Source organism: Agrobacterium tumefaciens, assembly GCF_005221325.1.
Classification (GTDB): domain Bacteria; phylum Pseudomonadota; class Alphaproteobacteria; order Rhizobiales; family Rhizobiaceae; genus Agrobacterium.
In genome coordinates this window covers 2,063,781-2,083,888 of the sequence record NZ_CP039888.1, presented here as the reverse complement: position 1 = coordinate 2,083,888, position 20,108 = coordinate 2,063,781, and the positions used below count along the sequence as shown (strand labels likewise).

The window sequence follows — 20,108 nt, the reverse complement described above, 5'->3', positions numbered from 1 at the left end:
TTAGTCCTCCAGTACCCATGTATCCTTGGTGCCGCCGCCCTGGCTGGAATTGACCACCAGCGAACCCTGCTTGAGGGCAACACGGGTCAGGCCGCCGGGGATGATCTTCACCTTGTCCGACACCAGCACGTAAGGACGCAGATCGACATGGCGCGGCGCTATGCCGTTCTTGACCATGATCGGCACGGTGGAAAGCGACAGCGTCGGCTGCGCGATGTAATTGGAGGGGCGGGCTTTCAGCTTTTCGGCAAAAAGCGCCCGTTCCTTTTTCGACGCCGTGGGGCCGACCAGCATGCCGTAACCGCCAGAACCATGGACTTCCTTGACGACCAGTTCGGCAAGATTGTCGAGCACGTATTTCAGGCTATCCGGCTCGGAACAGCGCCAGGTCGGCACGTTTTCCAGAAGCGGCTTGCGACCGGTGTAGAATTCCACGATCTCCGGCATGTAGGAATAGATCGCCTTGTCGTCGGAAATGCCGGTGCCGGGGGCATTGGCGATGGTGATGTTGCCGGCGCGGTAGACATCCATGATGCCGGGCACACCGAGCGCCGAATCCGGCCGGAAGGTCAAGGGATCAAGGAAGTCGTCATCGACGCGGCGGTAGAGCACGTCGATCGCCTCGTAGCCACGGGTTGTGCGCATCTTGACCTTGCCGTCCATGACGCGCAGGTCGGAGCCTTCCACCAGCTCGACACCCATCATGTCGGCGAGGAAGGAATGTTCGTAATAGGCGGAATTGTAGATGCCGGGTGTGAGGATCGCGACGCGCGGCTTGTCGGTGCAGCCGGGCGGCGCCAGCGAGGCGAGCGATTGCCGCAGCTGATAGGGGTAGTCCTCGACCCGCCGCACCTTGTTTTCGTGGAAGAGTTCCGGGAACATCTGCATCATCGTCTCACGGTTTTCCAGCATGTAGCTGACACCGGAGGGCGTGCGGGCATTGTCTTCCAGAACATAGAACTGGTCTTCGCCGGTGCGGACGATATCCGTGCCGACAATATGAGTGTAAACGCCGCCGGGTGGGGTGAAACCGATCATTTCCGGCAGGAAGGCTTCGTTTCTCTCGATGATTTCGCGGGGGATGCGTCCGGCGCGGATGATTTCCTGCTTGTGGTAGATATCGTCGAGGAAAGCGTTGAGGGCGAGAACGCGCTGTTCGATACCCTGGGCCAGTTTGCGCCACTCACGGCCGGAGATGATGCGCGGGATGATATCGAAAGGGATCAGTTTTTCTGAACTGTCGGCGTGGCCGTAGACTGCGAAAGTAATACCGGTTTTTCGAAAGATGTTTTCCGCGTCTTTTGATTTCTGGATCAGGTGCGCCCTGTCCTGCCGGCTGTACCACTCGTTATAGTTTTCATATGGGCTTCGCGGCGTGTCGTCCGCATTTATCATTTCGTCAAATGCCAACTTCGATGTCCCCTTTTTTGCCATATGAATACAACGAGAAATGCAATGCAAGAACTATGCGGAGCTCTCGTTGAAGATTTTTCGCCCGTCTAGAGTTTTAAAAAAGAAGCGTTTTTTCGGTATTTGCTTATAAATGCAGCACCGGTAGATTGGTTGCGCACTGTAGCAGGATCGAAGGGAGCGATAGGCCTGTGTGCAGCGTGGGCGAATGCACAAATTTTATTCGTTCGCTTTCGGTTGATGGATCGCGGATTCCGCATCAGAAAATCTGAAAGATGTGATCACAAAAACGCCTTTGACCTTTCATGGCGAGGGAGATAGCGCCTTGCTAAACGACCGGCCCTGATCATTCGCCGGTTCGCGCCTGGCCGCAGAAAGATCAATTCGCCGCATCGCACCCGTCGGGAGCAATCTCCCCTGGCATTGTCGCGCGGCACAGGGGATGTTCAATGTCGCTCGACCGTCTGGCTCCGGCCATCTTCGTCTTTCTCTGGTCGACCGGCTGGGTCACCGCCAAATATGCCGTCTATTATACGGGGCCGCTGACCTTCCTCTGTCTGCGTTATCTGCTGGCTGGCCTGCTCTTGTGGGCTATCTGCCGGTTTTCCGGCATTTCGTGGCCGAAGCAGCGTGCCGATGTCCTGCGGGCGATCCTGTCAGGCGTGTTTTTGCATGGCATTTATCTCGGCATGATCTGGTGGGCGATCGGGCAGGGCGTGCCGGCCGCGATCGGCGGCATCATCGCCGGCCTGCAGCCGCTGATGACGGCGGTGGCTGCCCGCTTCATGATTGGGGAGAGAATTTCGCCCCTGCAGCGCGTGGGTCTACTGCTCGGTTTTGCGGGCATCGCCATTGCCGTGCTGCCGAAGGTCATGGCCACAGGCGCGCTTGGCATGTCCGTGCCGCTTTATGCCGTGGCGGTGAATGTGCTGGGCATGGTGTCGGTGACTTATGGCACGCTCTACCAGAAGAAATATGTCCATGGCGGAAACATCATGGCCGTGGCGACGCTGCAATATGTCGGCGCGTTGCTTGTCACCGTTCCCTTCGCACTTTTGCTGGAGGATGGGCATGTGGACTGGAGCCTCGGGCTTGCCGCCACGCTTGGCTGGTCCGTGGGCGCCATCTCCATCGGCGCGGTGGCGCTGCTTCTTTATCTGATCCGGCGCGGGCAGGTCTCACGCGCCGCTTCGCTGATCTATCTGGTGCCGCCGCTGGCCGCGGTGGAAGCCGCCGTGCTTTTTGGGGAAACGCTGACGCCTGCCATGATTGCCGGCACCGTTCTGGCGGTGACGGGGGTTTATCTCGCCAATCGCCGCCCCACCGTTCCGGTTGTCGCACGTTAATTAATACAACCTCATATTAGGGTTTTATTAACCATAAAATTATACCTCTCGTTAATCCAAAGATTTGGCGGGGGTTACATGTCTATTTCACGTCGTGGTGTTCTCATCGGATTGCCGCTGCTGCTGGCCGGCTGCGCCAATACCGGTATCGGCCAGCAGAGGCTGAATTATGCGGCAAAGCCGGAGGAGAAATTCCCGCTTCCCGCCATGCATCTCGACAAGGTCAAGCCGGAACTGCGCCGGCAGGAAGTCACCTATGACACCAGCCATCCGGCTGGAACGGTGGTGGTGGATACGCCGTCGCGGCGTCTCTATTATGTTATGGGCGATGGGCGGGCGATGCGTTACGGCGTCGGTGTCGGACGGCAGGGGCTAGCGCTCAAGGGCGACGCCTATATCGGCCGCAAGTCCGAATGGCCTTCGTGGACGCCGACCGCAAACATGATGCGCCGCGATCCGCGCAATCTGAAATTCGCCGCCGGCATGCCGGGCGGCCCGAACAACCCGCTCGGCGCGCGTGCGCTTTATCTCTATCGTGGCGGAAACGACACCATGTTCCGCCTGCACGGCACCAACCAGCCGCAATCCATCGGCCACGCCATGTCGAGCGGCTGCATCCGCATGCTGAACCACGACATCATCGATCTTTATAGCCGCGTGCCTGTCGGTTCGAAGGTGGTTGTGCTGCAGGCGTGAGGCGGGGGCGGTTTTTCCGCCTTCGCGGCCAGAAAAAATGTCTGAAGCCTTGAGTTGATTTTTCCGGGAGAAAGTAAATTTTCTATGGTAAAATCAACTATTTGTAGAAAAGTGAGTTTTGCTTATTTTAGGTAGTCCTGCAATATCGGAAACGTGATTTCCGCTATTTGGGAGGTGTATCCATAAACGTGCCATCGCGCTCTCACCGGCGTTTCACCACTTCAACGGGGACACATTCAACATGGCAACTTTCGACTCTCTTTCCCGCTATCGCCCGCAGGCACTGGGGGCGCTACGCATCATGACGGCGCTGCTTTTCATTTCGCACGGAACGCAGAAGCTGTTCGGTTTTCCGGCATCGCAGATGGAAGGCTCCCTGCCGACGATGCTGCTGCTGGCGGCGATTCTGGAATTCGTCGGCGGCATTCTCGTGCTGATCGGCCTCTTCACGCGTCCGGTCGCCTTCATCCTGTCCGGTCAGATGGCTGTTGCCTATTTCATCGCGCACGGGCCGAAGAGCTTCTTCCCGGCACTCAACGGGGGTGATGCCGCCATCCTGTTCTGCTTTATCTTCCTCTATCTGTTCGTTGCCGGTCCGGGCGCTTTCTCGGTGGATGAACGCCGCGCCTGATCTGCCCGACCCATCATCGATTTTTTTGCCGAAGCTCCGCACGGTCACACCGTGCGGAGCTTCTTTTTTAGAGAAGGATTGAAACTTCGGCCGCCGCCGAAGCATAGGTGCTTGTTTTCGGGTTAGGAACGGGCCACCCTCAACTCAGTTGGAAATCGATCCGTGACCCCTCAGAACACCATCGCCCGTGAATTGCTGTTTCTCGCCTTGCTGTCCACGCTGTGGGCGGCATCCTACACCTTCATCAAGATTGGCGTGGAGACGATACCGCCCATTACCTTCATCGCCTCGAGAACCCTGATTGCCGGCCTGCTGCTCGTTGCGGTGATGCGGCTGCGCGGGTTGCGGCTGCCCACGGACTTAGCAACCTGGCGGCTGTTCTTCATTCAGGCCTGCATCAACAGCGTCCTGCCGTTCACGCTGATCGCCTGGGCGGAACAGAGCATCGATGCCGGTCTTGCCGTCATTCTCAATGCCACGACGCCGATCTTCACCTTCCTTCTCACCGCGCTCGTCATCCGGCATGAGGCGGTGAGCGGGCGTAAGCTGTTCGGCACCATCGCCGGCATGACGGGCGTTTGCCTCATCATCGGCATTGAAGCGTTTGGTGGGGCAGGGGAGGCGATATGGAGCCAGCTTGCGGTGCTGGCGGCAGCATTTTCCTATGCCTGCGCGGCGATATTCGGCAAGAACTTCAAGGGACTTGATCCGATCATGCCGGCCGCCGGCTCGCTGATTTGCGGCGCCGTCCTGCTGTTGCCGGTCAGCCTGATCGTAGACCGGCCCTGGACATTGTCGCCTTCGGCGGCGTCATTGACGGCACTTCTGTGCCTCAGCGTCTTTTCCACCGCGCTCGCCTTCATGATCTATTTCCGGCTGATGCAGACGCTGGGCTCGGTGGGCACCACCTCGCAGGCCTATCTCCGGGTGCCGGTCGGGGTTGCCATCGGCATGGTGTTTCTGGGCGAAGTGCCGACGCCTACCATGTGGGTGGGGCTCGTCTGCGTGATAACAGGCGTGCTGGCCATGACCTTGCCGTCCCGGCGTCGGCCGGTCGCGCAGGGCGGGTGAGGGGAAAGAAAAACCCCGCGGGCCAGTGACCTGCGGGGTTTGATTGGCGAGCGTGTGCTGCTTGTTTTCTTCTCCCCAGCGGGGAGAAGAAATGCACGGCAAAGCCGAGCGCCTTAGCGGTTACGGCCGCGATTGCCGTTGCCGGAAGCGCGCTTTTCCTGGCCGTTGCCGCCAGCAGGTGCGTGGCGGTTGGCGCCGCTGCCGCCGGGCTTACGGGCCGGGCGGCGGTGCTTGCGGGGGCCGGCCGGACGGCCTGCATCGCCTTCAGCCTGCTTCACGCGCTTGAAGTCGGACGTGACTTCCAGATCGTTGTCGGCGTCGCGCGGAGCATGGTTGCGGGACGGGCGGGATTCGCCGTTGTGCCGTCCACCTTCACGCGGGCCACGCTGCTGGCCGCCATTGTTGTTGCGGCCGCCACGGTTGTTGTTGGGGCGTGTCGGGCTGGCAAGACCGGCCGGACGTTCGCCAGAGGCAACCGGAATATCGATCTTCATCAGCTTTTCAATGTCATGCAGCAGGCGGGTTTCGTCCGGTGCGCAGAAAGCGATGGCGATGCCGTCGCGGCCGGCGCGGGCGGTACGGCCGATGCGGTGAACATAGGCATCCGGCACTTCCGGCAGGTCATAGTTGAAGACGTGCGTTACGGCCGGGATATCGATGCCGCGGGCGGCAACGTCGGTTGCGACCAGAACCTTGATGTCACCGTCCTTGAAGCCCTTCAGTGCCCGCTCGCGCTGGCCCTGGCTCTTGTTGCCATGAATGGAAGCGACCTTGAAGCCGATATGTTCGAGATGCTTGTAAAGCTTTTCCGCGCCGTGCTTGGTGCGCAGGAAAACGATGGCGCGGCCATCCGGGTTCTCGTTCAGCGACTTCTTCAGGAGGTCGGTCTTGTCATTCTTGCCGGCAACGAAATGCACGTACTGCTCGACCTTGTCGGCAGCCTTGCCCGGAGGGGTGACTTCGACCTTGACCGGATCGGTCAGGTAGCTGTGCGACAGATCGGCGATTGCCTTCGGCATGGTGGCCGAGAACAGAAGTGTCTGGCGCTTGGCCGGGACCATCCGGGAAATCTTGCGCAGGTCGTGGATGAAGCCGAGGTCGAGCATCTGGTCGGCTTCGTCAAGCACCAGATAGGTGACCTTCGAGAGCGAGATCGCATTGCGGGCGATCAAGTCCAGCAGGCGGCCGGGGGTGGCCACGAGGATATCAGTGCCCTTTTCGAGCTGGAGCTGCTGCTTGTTGATCGACGCGCCGCCGACAACCTGGTTGATGCGCAGCGGCGTCTTCTTCACGAAGGAGCGCAGATTGTCGCCGATCTGGTTCACCAGTTCGCGGGTCGGTGCGAGGATGAGGGTGCGGGTGGTGCGGTTTGCCGGGCGGTCGGCCTGCTTCATCAGCATTTCGATGATCGGCAGGCCGAAAGCGGCCGTCTTGCCGGTGCCCGTCTGTGCGAGGCCGATGAGGTCGCGGCCTTCAAGCAGCAGCGGAATGGCCTTTGCCTGAATGGGAGTGGGGGCGGTATAGCCAAGCTGGGTAACGCTGGCCACAATCTTTTCAGAGAGGCCGAGTTCGCTAAAACTGGTCAATAAAATTGCCTTTCGGGGCGCCAAAAACCATTCGTCCGGAGCAGGGTTGCTGTCCGGCGGTTTTGGCGTCAAGAACCCCGCGTGAATTGGGAACTTGTGGGTTGGAATAACTTTCTGCGCATCAGTGCGGCAAATGCCGTCTTCTGTATTCGTTGCGCTTTTCCTTCATGCGGTCCAAGGGACTTGGTTCATACGCTGCAGCTCACGCGGCTGCCGAAGGTGAAAGCTTGACGGGGATGTGGGCGTTTTGTGCGTCAAAGTCAAGCAATAGTTTTGTAACGATGCCGCCTGACAGCGCATGGCAGCCATGCGCATCGGTTGCCGGCTATCTTCGGAACGCACGCCACAGGCGAAGAATTGTGGTTAAAAAAGGGTAGCGCGACCTCAGGATACATAGCAAAGATCGATTTTCTCACATAACGTTTTTTGCGACGGCATCCGGAAATATTTGATTCGACAGGGATGGACTGCAGGGTGTGGAGTATCGATTGACCGAGGGCTGCGGGTTGCTGGAAAAAGCGTGCAGGGCCGTGGCCGCCCTGGACCTGCCCGCGTGCATCAAGGACAGCGAGCTGCGCTATGTCGTGGTCAATGCCGCCTATGGCCGGGTGATGGGGCGAGAGCCCTCAGCATTCGAAGGCCGCACCGGCCTTTCCCTTTCCGGCGATATTCGCGACGCCGAGCGCGAGGACAGGGAGCGCCGCTCACTGGTCTTCGCCACCGATGAGATGATTGCCTGCCATGTTGAGGGTTCCACGGTGGCGCACACGCTTCGCTGCGAGCGGTTTATCGGCGATGACGGCAATATTTTCCTGTTCGAGGTGTTCGAAGACATGCCGTCCGCCGTGGTGGAGGAGTTTCCGGATGCCAGGGGCACTTCTGACCTGCTGTTCGGCAGCGGGGTGATCGATCTCGTCGACGCGGGTATCGTCATTTATGACCGTGAAAACCGGCTTGTTTATTGCAACGCTCGCTTCCGCGAGTTCTACGGCGCCCTCGGCGTCGAGCTGAGGCCCGGCGTCCGGCTCGAAACGCTGATGGAAGCCCTTTATTTTTCGAGTGGCTATCGCGATACGAAGGACGATGATCCGGCCTTCGAAGGGTGGATGCAGGCGCAGCTACAGAATTTTTCCCTGCCCTATTTCGAAAAGGTGGAGCAATTCGCCGATGGCCGCTGGGTGCGCATCGTCAACAAGCGGCTGGAAAACGGCATGCTGGTCGGGCTCCGTGTCGATGTGACCGAATTCAAGGCACATGAGACGCTTCTGAGCACCCAGATCCGCGAGACCTGGCTGCTGCGCGCCGCCCTGGAGCAATTGCCCGTCGGTGTGTTCCTGAGGGATCAGAAGAGGCGGCTGACCTTTGCCAATGCGGCCTATGAGAAATTCCTGGATGGCAACCTTGCCGATCATATCGGCAAGAATGAATGTGAGATGTTTCCGGAGGAAGGGCCGCAGTTCCAGCGGGAAAACGAGTATATTCTGCAAACCGGAGAGGCTGTTGAAAAGACGGCAAGCGTTCTGCTTTCGGATGGCCGCACCATTCCCATCATCACCCGGCTCGGCCGGGTCGCGACGCCCGACGATGAATATTATCTGGTGGGTTCGGTTACCGATGTCAGCCTGCTGCAGGATCGGGAAAAGGCGCTGATCGCCGCGCAGGCCGAGGCCGAGGCGCTGCATCGGCAGCTCCAGGCGGTTCTCCGCGCCCTGCCGGTGGGTGTGCTTTTGCTCAATGCCGATCTCGTCATCGAATATGTCAATCCGTTCTTCTACCAGGTCTGGGGTGAGATCGGCGGCGAGAAGTCGCTTGTCGGCAAGAGCTATCGCGAATTCATGGAGATGAATTTCGAGAGCGGCCTTTACGACTATGGCGACCGGTCCTTCGAGGAGGTATATGACGAGCGGGTGCAGCGGCTGGCCGAAGATGCGGTCTTCGCCCCCCGCGAGGTGCGCAGCAAAAGCGGCAAAGTGACCGTTATCTCGAAAACCCGCCTCGAAGGCGGGAAGATCCTCAGCACCTATGCCGATGTGACCGATGTGCGCATGCGCGACGCCGAGATCAGCAAGGCGAAGGCAGAGCTGGAGCGTGTCGGGGAATATATGCAGGGCGCCACACGGGCCATGGCGCAGGGCCTGGTGCTGGTGGAGCAGGGCACGATTATCATGTCCAACGAGGCGATGGCGCGCATGTTCGACGTGCCGCCGCACCTTTTGGACAAGGGTGAGAACTGGTCAGGCTTTTTCAGCCATTGCGCTGCGCGCGGTGATTTTGGCAATCCGGAAGAGGCGCAGGCGACCCTCAGCGCCTGGAGGGAGCATATCGCCGCCAACCGGCCATTTTCCTGGCTCATCCAGGTGGCCGGCAAAAGCTGGCTCAATCTGGAAGCCACCAACAGTTCCGGCAATTACTGGCTCATCATCGTCACTGACGTGACCGAGATGAAGATGCGCGAGGAGGAGTTGCAGCGGCTGCTCTCCCGTGCGGAAGCGGCTGATCGGGCCAAATCGGAATTTCTGGCCAATATGAGCCATGAAATCCGCACGCCGATGAATGGCGTGCTCGGCATGGCGGAGCTTCTGGCCAAGTCCAAGCTCGATACGCGCCAGAAGACCTTTACCGACATCATCGTCAAGTCAGGCAATGCGCTGTTGACGATCATCAACGATATTCTGGATTTCTCCAAGATCGAGGCCGGGCAGATGAAGCTGCGCAGCGTGCCCTTTGATCCCGCGGAAGCGGTGGAGGATGTGGTCTCGCTCCTGTCCTCGGCGGCGCTGGAAAAGGACATCGAGTTGATCGTCCGCATCGATGCCTCGGTTTCCGGCAAGGTCATTGGCGATGCCGGCCGGTTCCGTCAGATCGTCACCAATATCGTCGGAAATGCCGTCAAGTTCACCGAAACCGGACATGTGCTGGTGGAGCTTTCGGCGCAGTCTGCGGAGGCGTCGGAAAGCATTTTTTCGTTGCGCGTCGAAGACAGCGGCATCGGTATTCCGGCCGACAAGCTGGAAACGATCTTCGACAAGTTCAGCCAGGTCGACGGTTCGGCGACACGGCGGCACGAGGGAACGGGGCTGGGCCTTGCGATCACGGTCGGCCTCGTCGGCCTGTTCGACGGCAAGATCAATGTCGTCAGCGAAGTCGGCAGGGGTTCGACCTTCGAGGTCGATATTCCGTTTCAGGTGATGGAGCAACGGCGGGACGCGCCGCTGCTTTCCGTGGCGATCGACGATATCCGGGTGCTGGTCATCGACGATAACGACGTCAACCGCCGCATCCTGACGGAGCAGCTTCGAAGCTGGGGCATAGACGGCCATGCGGTGGAGGATGGACCATCCGGCATCGCCGTGTTGCAGGAAGCGACATCACTCGGCTTTGCCATCGACGCCATCATCCTCGATTATCATATGCCTGTGATGAACGGGCTCGACGTGGTGGAACGGGTCCGGGCGGATGTGCGCTTTGACGATATCGCCATTGTTTTCCTGACCTCGATGGATGTCGTGGGCGACGAGACGCTGTTTACCGATCTCAGCGTGCAGGCGCATCTGATGAAACCGGCGCGGGCGCGGCTGCTGCGCTCCACCCTGTTCGACGTGGTACGCGATGTGCGGCTGAAGCGCAGCCGGCAGCATCCGCTTGCGCAGGGGATGGGTGGGGAGAAGGCCCGGCCGGAAGGCCGCCCCGCCGAAAGGAAACAACGGGTCGAAGCTCCGGCCACGGTTCCCGAACGCAGCCGGCCGTGCCTTCTCGACGTGCTGGTGGCCGAGGATAACGACGTCAACCAGATTGTCTTCAGCCAGATCTTGCAGCAGGCAGGCCTGCGCTTTCTGATCGTCGGCAATGGCAAGAGGGCCGTTCAGGCATGGGAGGACTATAACCCCGCCCTCATTCTGATGGATGTGTCCATGCCTGTCATGAACGGACACCAGGCGACACAGGCCATCCGTACTGCCGAAAAATCTGCGGCCGACGGCCGGCATGTGCCTATCATCGGCGTCACCGCCCATACGCAGGAGGCAGACCGGGAACGCTGCCTGGAGGCGGGCATGGATGACTATCTGTCGAAGCCGATCAGCCCCGAAAGCCTCGAAGACAAGATCGCGCAATGGCTGGGCGAGAACGTGCTGCGGCGGGATGCTCCGGGCATCTGAATATCCGGCGCCATTTTGGTTTTCTGAATTGCCTCAGGTCGAGGGTTTGGTGCCGCAGAGCATTTCCCGCTTTCCGGCAAATCCCTTTCTGCGCTCCAGGTCAAAACCGGCGGCGATGAGATTGCGGCGGACGAAGCCGGCGGCGGCGTAAGTGGCGAATGTGCCCCCCGGCGCCGTTTTCGCAAAAAGCGCCTGCATGATCTCCAGCGACCACATGTCCGGGTTACGCGCTGGCGTGAAGCCATCGAGAAACCAGGCATCGAAACTCAGATCGCTGCCGGAAATGCCGGCAAGTGCCTCACCGCAGACCACCGTCAGGCGCGTTGCATCGTCCAGTTCGATCTCGACCCGGCCTTGCGGCTCGGCGGGCCAGCGGGCGACAAGCGCCTTGCGCTCAGCATCCACCTCCGGCCAGCGGGAAAGCGCCCGGTCGATCTCGTCTGCCTTCATCGGGTAAAGTTCGAAGGAGATAAAATGCAGCGTGGAGCGGCCGTTGCGGACCTGTTTCCATTGGCGCCAGGTCTCGCAGAGATTGAGGCCGGTGCCGAAGCCCAGCTCGCCGATGCGGAAAACGCCGTCCCGTTCGAGCCAGCGTTGCGGCAACCCGTTTCCGGACAGGAAGACATGGCCGCATTCCAGCCTGCCATCCGTCTGGCAATAAAAATGATCGTCAAAGGCCAGCGAATAGGGCATATCCCCGTCACGCCAGTCGAGCGCCGTCTGGTTTTCTCCGGTTGCCGAACCGGTCTCTGCGCCAGTCTCTCTGCCAGTTTCTCTGATAGTGTCGTTGGAATTTTTCATGGCTAAAGCCGATAATCCCGCTTTCGAACAGGGTCAATCACCAAGAATGAGTTTGCCGGGTTCCGTGCCGCTGCTCATCGTCGGCGGCGGCATCATGGGCCTGTGGGCGGCGGTGAAGGCGGAGCGGGTCGGCATCGATACCCTGCTGGTGGAGGCGGGTCGTCTTGGCGGCGGCGCGAGCGGCGGGCTTCTGGGCGCCTTGATGCCACATATGCCAGACCGCTGGTCGGACAAGAAACAGTTTCAGTTTGATGCTCTTGTGGCGCTGGAGGCGGAGATCGCGGGGCTGGAGGCGGAGACCGGGCTTTCCGGCGGTTATCGCCGCTGCGGCCGGATCATTCCACTGCCCAAACCGCATCTGCGCGGCATCGCCGCGCGACATGAGCGGGATGCGGCGGAAAATTGGCGATCGGGCGAACGCCGGTTCCATTGGCATGTGGGAGAGAGGCCGTCGGTCGCGGGCTGGGTGGATGACGCGGTAGGCGAGGCGGGTTTTGTCTTCGACACGCTGGCGGCAAGGGTCTCGCCGCGCGCCATGATCGCGCTGCTCTCGGCTTTTCTCCGCAAGGCGCGGCATGTGCAGGTGGCGGAAGGTTGCCGCGTTGTTTCTCTCGATGCGGATGACGGGCGGGCGGTGTTGTCTTCGGGAGAGGAGATAAGCTTCGGCCATGCCGTGGTTGCCAACGGTCATGATTCCTTTCCCCTGATCCGTGACGCTCTCGGTCTGGAAGCGGAGGTTGCGCTCGGGCAGGCGGTAAAGGGGCAGGCGGCGCTTCTCGGCGCTGCCGCTGACCCGGCCATGCCGGTCGTGTTCCTCAACGGTCTTTATATCGTGCCGCATGAGGATGGCACCGTCGCGATCGGCAGTACCAGCGAAGATTGTTTTTCCGAGCCCTTCAGTACTGATGAGAAGCTCGAAAAACTGCTTGCGGACGCCTGCGCCGTCGTCCCTTCGCTTGCCGGCGCGCCGGTGCTCGAACGCTGGGCCGGGCTGCGCCCGAAGGCGGTGGGGAGGGACCCGATGGTGGGGGCGATGGCCGGCACTCCGAAGCTCGTTGCGCTCTCCGGCGGTTTCAAGGTGAGCTTCGGTCTCGCGCATTTTCTTGCCGATGCGGCGTTGCAAACCGTATGCGGTCATACGCCTGTCATCCCCTCAGGCTTTCGCCTTCAAGAACACGTGAGTATTGCCGTCCCGGACTTTAGAAAGTTCTGATCAGGCCGCCCACGTCGTTAATCTGTCACGCAAATCACTTATTTGCTGGCCTGCAAAGAGGCCGGTTTGTCCGCATTTGCGGCGAGGTGACAGCGCATGCGATACGCCATTCATTTCACGCCTTCCCCCAATGACCCTTTGACGCAGGCTGCCGCCGCGTGGCTGGGGCGTGATGCCTATTCCGGTCATGCGGTGGAGCCGCCGGGCATGATCGATCTCGGCATGCAGGAGATTTCCTACCACACGGCGCTGCCGCGCCGTTACGGTTTTCATGGCACGATCAAGGCACCTTTCCGCCTTGCCGAAGGCCAGTCCGAGGCGGGGTTGCTGCGTGACCTGATGTATTTTTCCGGCAGGCAGGATCCCTTCACGCTTCCGCAACTGGTGGTGGCAAGACAGGAGAATGTCTTCAGCCTCGTTCCCGAGCGTCCCTGTGAAGTGCTGCATTTCTTTGCCGCCCGCGTGGTGCAGGAGTTTGACCGTTACCGCGCACCGCTCTCCGAGGCGGAAATCGAGCGCGCCGATCCGGACCGGCTGTCGGCCTCGCAGCTCACCAATCTGCATCGCTGGGGCAGCCCGCATGTGATGGACGAGTTCCGGTTCCAGATGTCGCTGACGGGTGGTGTGGAGCCTTCCAGCAGCCAGAGGATCGAGCGGGCCGTGCGCAAGGTTTTCGAGCCGTTATTGACCCGGACATTGCAATTTACCAGCCTGGCGCTTTTCATCGAGGATGAGCCCGGTGCGCCTTTCCGCGTGCATTCGCTGCATCCCATGGGCCGCGTTTCCGCCCGCAAGATTGCCTGAAGCGCGTCTGCCTGTAATCGTATACAAAAAAGCATCGGAATGTCGGCAAGATTGTCTCGACATTCCGGATGCGAATGCTACCGTTCGGCATCGCATATCCGAAGCACGCCTGCCTGTCCGGCCCGGCAAGGTTCGGAGGTTTATCTTATCTCCCGCAACCGGCTTTGAGCCCCGGGAGAGATGTTCTGGGTGGCTGAATGATTTCCGAAAATTACTCCCGCAATCTGGTGGGCTATGGCCGCAACGCTCCCGATCCGAAATGGCCGGGCGGGGCGCGCATCGCCGTGCAATTCGTCATCAATTACGAGGAGGGCGGCGAAAGCTGCATTCTCGACAATGACAAGGCATCGGAATCGCTGTTGTCGGAAATCGTCGGCGCCCAGCCGTGGCCCGGCCAGCGTAATCTGAATATGGAATCGATCTACGAATATGGTTCGCGCGCCGGCTTCTGGCGGCTGTGGCGCATGTTCACCGGGCTAGGCGTCACCACCACGGTTTATGGCGTGACCGCCGCCATGGCCCGCAACCCCGAGGCCGTTGCCGCCATGAAGGAAGCGGGCTGGGAAATTGCCAGCCACGGTTATCGCTGGCTTGAATACAAGGATTTCTCCGAAGAGGAAGAGCGCAAGCACATCATCGAAGCGGTGCGCCTGCACACCGAACTGACGGGCGAGCGTCCCTACGGCATGTATCAGGGCAAGCCCTCCGACAATACGTTGCGCCTCGTCATGCAGGAGGGCGGCTTCCTTTATTCCTCGGATTCCTATGCCGACGATCTGCCCTATTGGGTAAAGGGCGAGGGCAAGCAGCCGTTTCTGATCATTCCCTATACGCTCGAAACCAACGACATGCGTTTCGCCACGCCGCAGGGTTTCAATTCCGGCGATCAGTTCTTCACCTATCTGAAAGATGCATTCGATGTGCTTTATCAGGAGGGTGTTGAAGGTGCGCCGAAGATGATGAGCGTCGGCCTGCATTGCCGTCTCGTCGGCCGGCCCGGCCGAGCTGCGGCGCTGCGCCGTTTCATCGAATATGTGCTTGGTCACGAGAAGGTGTGGATTCCGCAGCGCCTCGAGATCGCCCGCCACTGGCATGAACACCACAAGCCGGAGACTCTCTGATGGTGACGCGTGAGGAATTTGTCGCCCGTTTTGGCGGCGTGTTCGAACATTCGCCCTTCATCGCCGAACGTGCTTACGATGCTGGCGGAGCAGGCTTGGAACTGACGGCGAAGGCGGTTCACGCAACCCTTTGTGCGCAGTTCCGGGTGGCTTCCGAGGCGGAGAGGCTCGGCGTGCTGCGGGCGCATCCCGATCTCGCCGGCAAGCTGGCGATTGCAGGCGAATTGACCGCCGACAGCCGCAACGAACAGGCCGGTGCCGGGCTGGACCGGCTTTCGCCGGAGGAACATGCGCGGTTCACCCAACTGAACAGCGCCTATACCGAAAAATTCGGTTTTCCCTTCATCATTGCGGTGAAGGGGCTGAACAGGCACGATATCCTCTCCGCCTTCGAGACCCGCATCGGCAACGATGCGGCGCAGGAATTTGCTACCGCAACGGCGCAGGTGGAAAAGATCGCCTGGCTGCGCCTTGCCTCGATGCTGCCGGAAGGCTGAATTGGCGAGTGCGGGCCGTTCTGCTAGAATCGTGCCGTCTGGAGATAAAGATCATGCGACCGTCCGAGGTGCTGGAAAAGAACAGGGAGGCGATCCGCGAAGCAACGAAGCGCTTCAACGCGGCGAACCCGCGCGTGTTCGGCTCCGTGGCGCGTGGCGAAGACCGGCCGGACAGCGATCTCGATATTCTGGTGGATGCGTTGCCGGGAACGACATTGTTCGACCTTGGCGGTTTGCTGGAGGAATTGACGGACATTATGCGGGGTACAGAAATTCACTTGCTGACGCCGGGCGATTTTCCGGAGCGTGTCCGTGTGAAGGTGCTACAGGAAGCGAAGCCTGTATGAGCGTCGAGCGGCTGAACGTTTATCTTCAAGACATCCGGCAGGTCGCTTCGGAAACCATCGACTTTGTTCAACGGAACACAAAAGACGAATTTTTGGCTGATCTCGTCCGTCAACGGGCGGTGGCGATGAACCTTCTGATTATTGGCGAGACGACAGCTCGGATCATGGAAGAGTTCCCGGCTTTCGTTGCGGATTTTCCTGATATTCCGTGGGTCAAGATGCGCGGCATGCGCGACAGGATCGCACATGGTTACATGAGCATCAATCTGGAAACGGTCTGGGATACGACCCAGACGGCGATACCCGACCTTCTGGACAAACTCTCTCTTCTGCACAATTGGCATGCCCAAGGTGAATGACATTTGACTGATTTTCTCGAGATACGGCCTCTCACCAAAGAGGCGTTCACACCCTTTGGTGATGTGATTGAAACGACACCCTCTTCCATGCGCCACATCAATGGTGGCCAGACCGAGCGGCATCATGCGCTTGCAGCGCCAGAGGCTGTGGGCGAGGGGGCGCGCATCATTCTCAATATCTTCCGGGGCCAGCCACGCGTTTTCCCGCACAAGATCGAAATGATGGAGCGGCATCCGCTCGGCAGCCAGAGTTTTTCGCCGCTTTCCGGCCGGCCTTTCCTCGTTGTCGTTGCGGAAGATGACGGTGGCAGGCCCGTCCGGCCGCAGGTGTTTCTGGCGCGGGGTGATCAGGGCGTGAATTACCGCCGCAATATCTGGCATTATCCGCTGATGCCATTGCAGGCGGTTTCGGATTTTCTGGTTGCCGATCGCGAAGGTCCGGGTAACAATCTGGAAGAGTATTTTTTCGACGACCCCTTCATGATCGCGGAGCCCAGCCTATGACCGGCCTGACAACCCATGTTCTCGATGCCGCCCATGGGACGCCCGCCGAGGGACTGACGATCGAGCTGTACCGACTCTCCGGGGATCGCCGCGAGAAGCTGAAAACGGTGAGGACAAATAGCGACGGCCGGGTCGATGGCGGGCCGCTGCTGGTTGGCGACAGTTTCACGGCCGGCGAATATGAGCTGGTTTTCCATGCCGGCGACTATCTCCGAGGCAGAGGCGTCCAATTGGCGGAACCGGCCTTTCTCGACATCATCCCTATCCGCTTCGGCATTGCCGATGAAAGCGGCCACTATCATGTGCCGCTTCTGCTTTCGCCCTATAGCTATTCCACCTATCGAGGAAGCTGACAGCCATGATCTTTGCCGCGATTGCCGATATTCACGGAAACTGTGCCGCACTGGAGGCCGTGCTGGAGGATATTGCGAAGCTGGGGATCACGGACATCGTCAATCTCGGTGATTGTTTCAGCGGCCCGCTGGAGGCAGGTTTTACCGGCGATGTGCTTGTTGGCAACTGGATACCCAGCATTCGCGGCAATCATGACCGGGAGCTGATCGAGCGGGCGCCGGAAGAGATGGGCAGCTGGGAGAAGCCGGCGCATGCGCAGCTCACCGCCGCGCATCTGGACTGGCTGCATACGTTACCCTTCAGCATGGTGTTCAGGGATGTCGCCTATTGCTGCCACGGTTCGCCGCTCGGCGATCTCGACTACTGGCTGGAAACGCTGTCGCCGGAAGGAGTGCTGAAACTGCGGCCTCTCGCCGAAATCGAGGAGAGGGCGCAAGGTATCACGCAGCCGCTGATGCTGTGTGGCCATACGCATATTCCCCGCACCGTGCAGCTTTCCGATGGCCGGCTGATCGTCAATCCCGGCAGCGTCGGTTGCCCCGGCTGGAAGGATGACACGCCTTTCGACCATCATGTCGAGGCCGGACATCCGCTTGCCACCTATGCCGTGCTGGAAGAGACCTCGCGCGGCTGGCAGGTGTATTTCCGGAATATCCGCTACGACAATCTGGCCATGTCCGAAATGGCGCGGGTCAACGGTATTCCCTATCTGGCCGATGCGCTGACGAACGGGTGGCTCAAGCGCTGAATCACCCCTCGCTGGTCATCACCACGCAGGCATAGGACTGCGCCTTCAGTTCCTTGCAGGCGGATACGGCCGAAGACTGGTCTTCGAAGCCGGTGAAGCGGGCGCGGTAAAGCGTTGCCGATCCGCTTTGAACAGCCTCGGTATAGGGAGCGATCCCGGCGTAGTTTCCGATATTGGAACGGGCATTGGCGAGCAGGGAGCGGGCGGCGGCTTCGCTGTCGGTTGCGGCGATCTGCACTTCCCAACGGCTTCTCTGGCCGGTCGTAGCAGCGGCGGGAGCAGGCCTCGGAATGGCGGAGACCTGCATCATGTCGGCCATCTGGCTATTGGCGGTGGCAATCTGCATGGCGACCGGGTCGGCGCGGCGTTCGGCGAACATCGGTAATGGAACGGACGTAGGGGGCACCGAAGCGGTCGGCACGGCGGTGGCGGCCACATCGAAAGTGCGGCTGACATTGGCGCTGGCGACGAGCTGTTCGGTGTTGCGGCTTCTCGATGCCTGGGGCAAGGCCTTTTCGAGAAGGGCTGCCATCTGCGCATCGCGGCTGCGGGCGGTCTTGCCACCCAGTACGACGCCGACGACACGGCGGCCATTGTGGTTGATGGCGCTGACGAGGTTGAAGCCGGAGGCATTGGTGTAGCCGGTCTTGATGCCGTCCATGCCCTGATAACGATACATCAGATTGTTGTGGCCACGGATGCGTTTTCCCCGGAAACTGAAAGATTCCATGGCGAAGAGGCCATACTCCTTGGGAAAGTCGCGCTGCAAGGCAAGGCCGAGTTTGGCCATGTCGCGCGCTGTCGTCACCTGGGATTTGCTGGGCAGGCCCGAGGCGTTGCGAAACACGGTCTTCGACATGCCGAGCTGGCGGGCCTTGCGGGTCATCATTTCCGCAAACCGTGCCTCGGAGCCGCCGAGGTGATCGCCCATGCCTTCCGCCATGTCATTGGCGGATTTGACGATCATGCCATAAACGGCCTCGCGCACGGTGAAGGTCTGGCCCTGGCGCACGTAAAGCTTCGAGGGGATGACCGATGCGCCGTTCTTGGACATGGTTATCTTCTGATCCCAGCGAAGCCGGCCGGCGTGCAGCGCCTCGAAGGTCATATAAAGCGTCATCATCTTGGTGAGGGAGGCGGGGTGGTTCAGCACATCGGCATTGCGGGACGCCAGAACCTTGCCGGTATTGGCATCCATGATGAAATGGGCGTAGCCGGCCTGAGCAGGCGATGCCTGCAAGGAGAGGATCGCGCAAAAGAAGGTGAGCACGAAGACCCATGCACCCGCCATTCCCCGTTTGATCGTTCCCGACATAATCCGCCCCTTTTCTCGATCGCCGTGATGAGCGAAGTTTTACTGACACTTTCCGGCAACAAAACCGCTAAAACTTTAGAGATCGCTTTCATGCTTAATTAAGTATGAATTTCAACCCGATGCCTGCCCCCACAATTTCCTTGCAAAGAAACCAACCATCCGGTATGTTTAAAGGCATGACAAATGCTCACGAACGCAAGAAGCAGCCGGAAATCGTGCGCCGCAATCTTCTCGATTGCGCGGCGAAACTTGCTGCTGAGCAGGGTGTTGCGGCGCTTTCCGTGCAGGCGGTGGCCGATGCTGCCGGGGTGACGAAGGGCGGGTTGTTTCATCATTTTCCTTCCAAGCAGACACTTCTGGAAGCGGTCATGGCGGACCTTCTCGCGGCTTTGGACACTGAGATCGACGACCTCCTCTCACACGATCGTGAAGCCTTTGGAAGCTTTACGCGGGCCTATGTGAACGCTGTTTTCTCGGATCGGGGCAGGGAATCGGGCAGGCAATGGGCGGCGATCTCCGTTTCCATGGTCGGCGAACCATCGCTTCGGCGCCTGTGGAACAGATGGATCGAGGGGCGCCTTGCCCGTCATAAAGAAACGGATGACGGGGTGGTACTGGAACTCGTGCGGCTGGCAGCAGACGGCATATGGTTTGCTGATCTTCTGGCCGATGATGGCAGGGCGGGCGGCGACAGGGCGGCTCTCAAGGCCCGGATGATCGCGCAGACGAAAAAGGAAATGGAACGATGAACGCGGCTGTTTTTACGTATGGCGCGCTTGTCGCGGCCATTATCTGCGAGGTCATCGCGACCTCCTTCCTGCAGCAGTCGCAGCAATTCACCAAGCTGCTGCCGACAGTGCTTATGGCGGTGTTTTACGGCGCGGCTTTCTACCTGCTGTCATTCACGCTGCGTGTGATTCCGGTTGGCGTTGCCTATGCGATCTGGAGCGGGCTCGGCATCGTGCTGATTTCCGGCATTGGATATTTCGTGTTCCGCCAGACGCTGGATATTGCGGCCGTCATCGGTTTGGGGTTCATCGTGATGGGGGTGGTCATCGTGAACGTGTTTTCGAAGACGGTGGGGCATTGAGATTGGCTGGCTGAGGTCGTTCGTGAGGGCAACATCCACACAAGTCCGGCATGACGGC

General features: G+C 59.9%; 20 protein-coding genes. 16 read left to right on the top strand and 4 right to left on the bottom strand.

The window, feature by feature from the left end:
• On the bottom strand, positions 1-1,410 hold the full coding sequence (locus CFBP5499_RS10820; RefSeq protein WP_173987434.1) for a circularly permuted type 2 ATP-grasp protein: 1,410 nt from the start codon (positions 1,408-1,410) through the stop codon (positions 1-3).
• Positions 1,411-1,859: 449 nt separating this feature from the next.
• On the opposite strand from CFBP5499_RS10820, the gene CFBP5499_RS10815 reads away from it, so the two are divergent.
• The 4 genes from CFBP5499_RS10815 (at position 1,860) to CFBP5499_RS10800 (ending at position 5,154) form a co-directional block, all read left to right on the top strand.
• Positions 1,860-2,756: a DMT family transporter gene (locus CFBP5499_RS10815; protein WP_080824500.1), complete on the top strand. Its 897-nt coding sequence runs from the start codon at positions 1,860-1,862 to the stop codon at positions 2,754-2,756.
• Positions 2,757-2,834: 78 nt separating this feature from the next.
• On the top strand, positions 2,835-3,452 hold the full coding sequence (locus CFBP5499_RS10810) for a L,D-transpeptidase (protein ID WP_080824501.1): 618 nt from the start codon (positions 2,835-2,837) through the stop codon (positions 3,450-3,452).
• Between the two features lie 241 nt (positions 3,453-3,693).
• Positions 3,694-4,083 carry a DoxX family protein gene (locus CFBP5499_RS10805; RefSeq protein ID WP_080824502.1) on the top strand — a complete coding sequence of 130 codons (390 nt, stop codon included), beginning with the start codon at positions 3,694-3,696 and terminating at the stop codon, positions 4,081-4,083.
• 162 nt (positions 4,084-4,245) lie between these two features.
• The gene (locus CFBP5499_RS10800; RefSeq protein WP_080824503.1) at positions 4,246-5,154 is read left to right on the top strand and encodes a DMT family transporter; all 909 of its coding nucleotides are present in this window, start codon (positions 4,246-4,248) and stop codon (positions 5,152-5,154) included.
• Between the two features lie 113 nt (positions 5,155-5,267).
• Here CFBP5499_RS10800 and CFBP5499_RS10795 read toward each other — a convergent pair whose 3' ends face one another.
• Positions 5,268-6,740, bottom strand: coding sequence for a DEAD/DEAH box helicase (locus tag CFBP5499_RS10795; RefSeq protein WP_080824504.1), 1,473 nt, complete (start codon positions 6,738-6,740; stop codon positions 5,268-5,270).
• 488 nt (positions 6,741-7,228) lie between these two features.
• Between CFBP5499_RS10795 and CFBP5499_RS10790 the strand changes: the two genes are divergently transcribed.
• Positions 7,229-10,897, top strand: coding sequence for a response regulator (locus tag CFBP5499_RS10790; RefSeq protein ID WP_080824505.1), 3,669 nt, complete (start codon positions 7,229-7,231; stop codon positions 10,895-10,897).
• A gap of 33 nt (positions 10,898-10,930) precedes the next feature.
• Here CFBP5499_RS10790 and mnmD read toward each other — a convergent pair whose 3' ends face one another.
• Positions 10,931-11,698 (bottom strand): tRNA (5-methylaminomethyl-2-thiouridine)(34)-methyltransferase MnmD, encoded by a 768-nt coding sequence (mnmD, locus tag CFBP5499_RS10785; protein ID WP_080824506.1) that lies wholly within the window; start codon positions 11,696-11,698, stop codon positions 10,931-10,933.
• Between mnmD and CFBP5499_RS10780 the strand changes: the two genes are divergently transcribed.
• The 9 genes from CFBP5499_RS10780 (at position 11,697) to CFBP5499_RS10740 (ending at position 17,645) form a co-directional block, all read left to right on the top strand.
• Entirely contained in the window at positions 11,697-12,911 is a 1,215-nt protein-coding gene (locus CFBP5499_RS10780) for an NAD(P)/FAD-dependent oxidoreductase (protein ID WP_175416684.1), read from the top strand. The genes mnmD and CFBP5499_RS10780 overlap by 2 nt on opposite strands.
• A 96-nt stretch (positions 12,912-13,007) precedes the next feature.
• Positions 13,008-13,715: a DUF1045 domain-containing protein gene (locus CFBP5499_RS10775; RefSeq protein ID WP_080824508.1), complete on the top strand. Its 708-nt coding sequence runs from the start codon at positions 13,008-13,010 to the stop codon at positions 13,713-13,715.
• Between the two features lie 197 nt (positions 13,716-13,912).
• Complete coding sequence (gene puuE, locus CFBP5499_RS10770) at positions 13,913-14,836, top strand: allantoinase PuuE (protein WP_080824509.1); 924 nt, start codon at positions 13,913-13,915, stop codon at positions 14,834-14,836.
• Positions 14,836-15,333, top strand: coding sequence for a 2-oxo-4-hydroxy-4-carboxy-5-ureidoimidazoline decarboxylase (uraD, locus tag CFBP5499_RS10765; RefSeq protein ID WP_080824510.1), 498 nt, complete (start codon positions 14,836-14,838; stop codon positions 15,331-15,333). The genes puuE and uraD overlap by 1 nt, the downstream gene beginning before the upstream one ends.
• A gap of 53 nt (positions 15,334-15,386) precedes the next feature.
• Positions 15,387-15,680 (top strand): nucleotidyltransferase family protein, encoded by a 294-nt coding sequence (locus tag CFBP5499_RS10760; RefSeq protein ID WP_010972233.1) that lies wholly within the window; start codon positions 15,387-15,389, stop codon positions 15,678-15,680.
• Positions 15,677-16,039, top strand: coding sequence for a HepT-like ribonuclease domain-containing protein (locus CFBP5499_RS10755; protein WP_080824511.1), 363 nt, complete (start codon positions 15,677-15,679; stop codon positions 16,037-16,039). Before CFBP5499_RS10760 ends, CFBP5499_RS10755 begins: the two co-directional genes overlap by 4 nt.
• Positions 16,040-16,042: 3 nt before the next feature.
• Positions 16,043-16,543: an ureidoglycolate lyase gene (locus CFBP5499_RS10750; protein ID WP_080824512.1), complete on the top strand. Its 501-nt coding sequence runs from the start codon at positions 16,043-16,045 to the stop codon at positions 16,541-16,543.
• Entirely contained in the window at positions 16,540-16,896 is a 357-nt protein-coding gene (uraH, locus tag CFBP5499_RS10745; protein WP_080824513.1) for a hydroxyisourate hydrolase, read from the top strand. The genes CFBP5499_RS10750 and uraH overlap by 4 nt, the downstream gene beginning before the upstream one ends.
• 5 nt (positions 16,897-16,901) lie before the next feature.
• On the top strand, positions 16,902-17,645 hold the full coding sequence (locus tag CFBP5499_RS10740) for a metallophosphoesterase family protein (RefSeq protein WP_080824514.1): 744 nt from the start codon (positions 16,902-16,904) through the stop codon (positions 17,643-17,645).
• 1 nt (position 17,646) lies between these two features.
• On the opposite strand, the gene CFBP5499_RS10735 is transcribed toward CFBP5499_RS10740, so the two are convergent.
• Positions 17,647-18,936: a D-alanyl-D-alanine carboxypeptidase gene (locus CFBP5499_RS10735; RefSeq protein WP_175416778.1), complete on the bottom strand. Its 1,290-nt coding sequence runs from the start codon at positions 18,934-18,936 to the stop codon at positions 17,647-17,649.
• A gap of 188 nt (positions 18,937-19,124) precedes the next feature.
• Here CFBP5499_RS10735 and CFBP5499_RS10730 point away from each other — a divergent pair, with 188 nt between their 5' ends.
• Both CFBP5499_RS10730 and CFBP5499_RS10725 read left to right on the top strand, forming a co-directional pair.
• Positions 19,125-19,709: a TetR/AcrR family transcriptional regulator gene (locus CFBP5499_RS10730; protein ID WP_080824516.1), complete on the top strand. Its 585-nt coding sequence runs from the start codon at positions 19,125-19,127 to the stop codon at positions 19,707-19,709.
• Positions 19,706-20,050 carry a DMT family transporter gene (locus CFBP5499_RS10725; RefSeq protein ID WP_080824517.1) on the top strand — a complete coding sequence of 115 codons (345 nt, stop codon included), beginning with the start codon at positions 19,706-19,708 and terminating at the stop codon, positions 20,048-20,050. The genes CFBP5499_RS10730 and CFBP5499_RS10725 overlap by 4 nt, the downstream gene beginning before the upstream one ends.
• Positions 20,051-20,108: the final 58 nt, after the last annotated feature.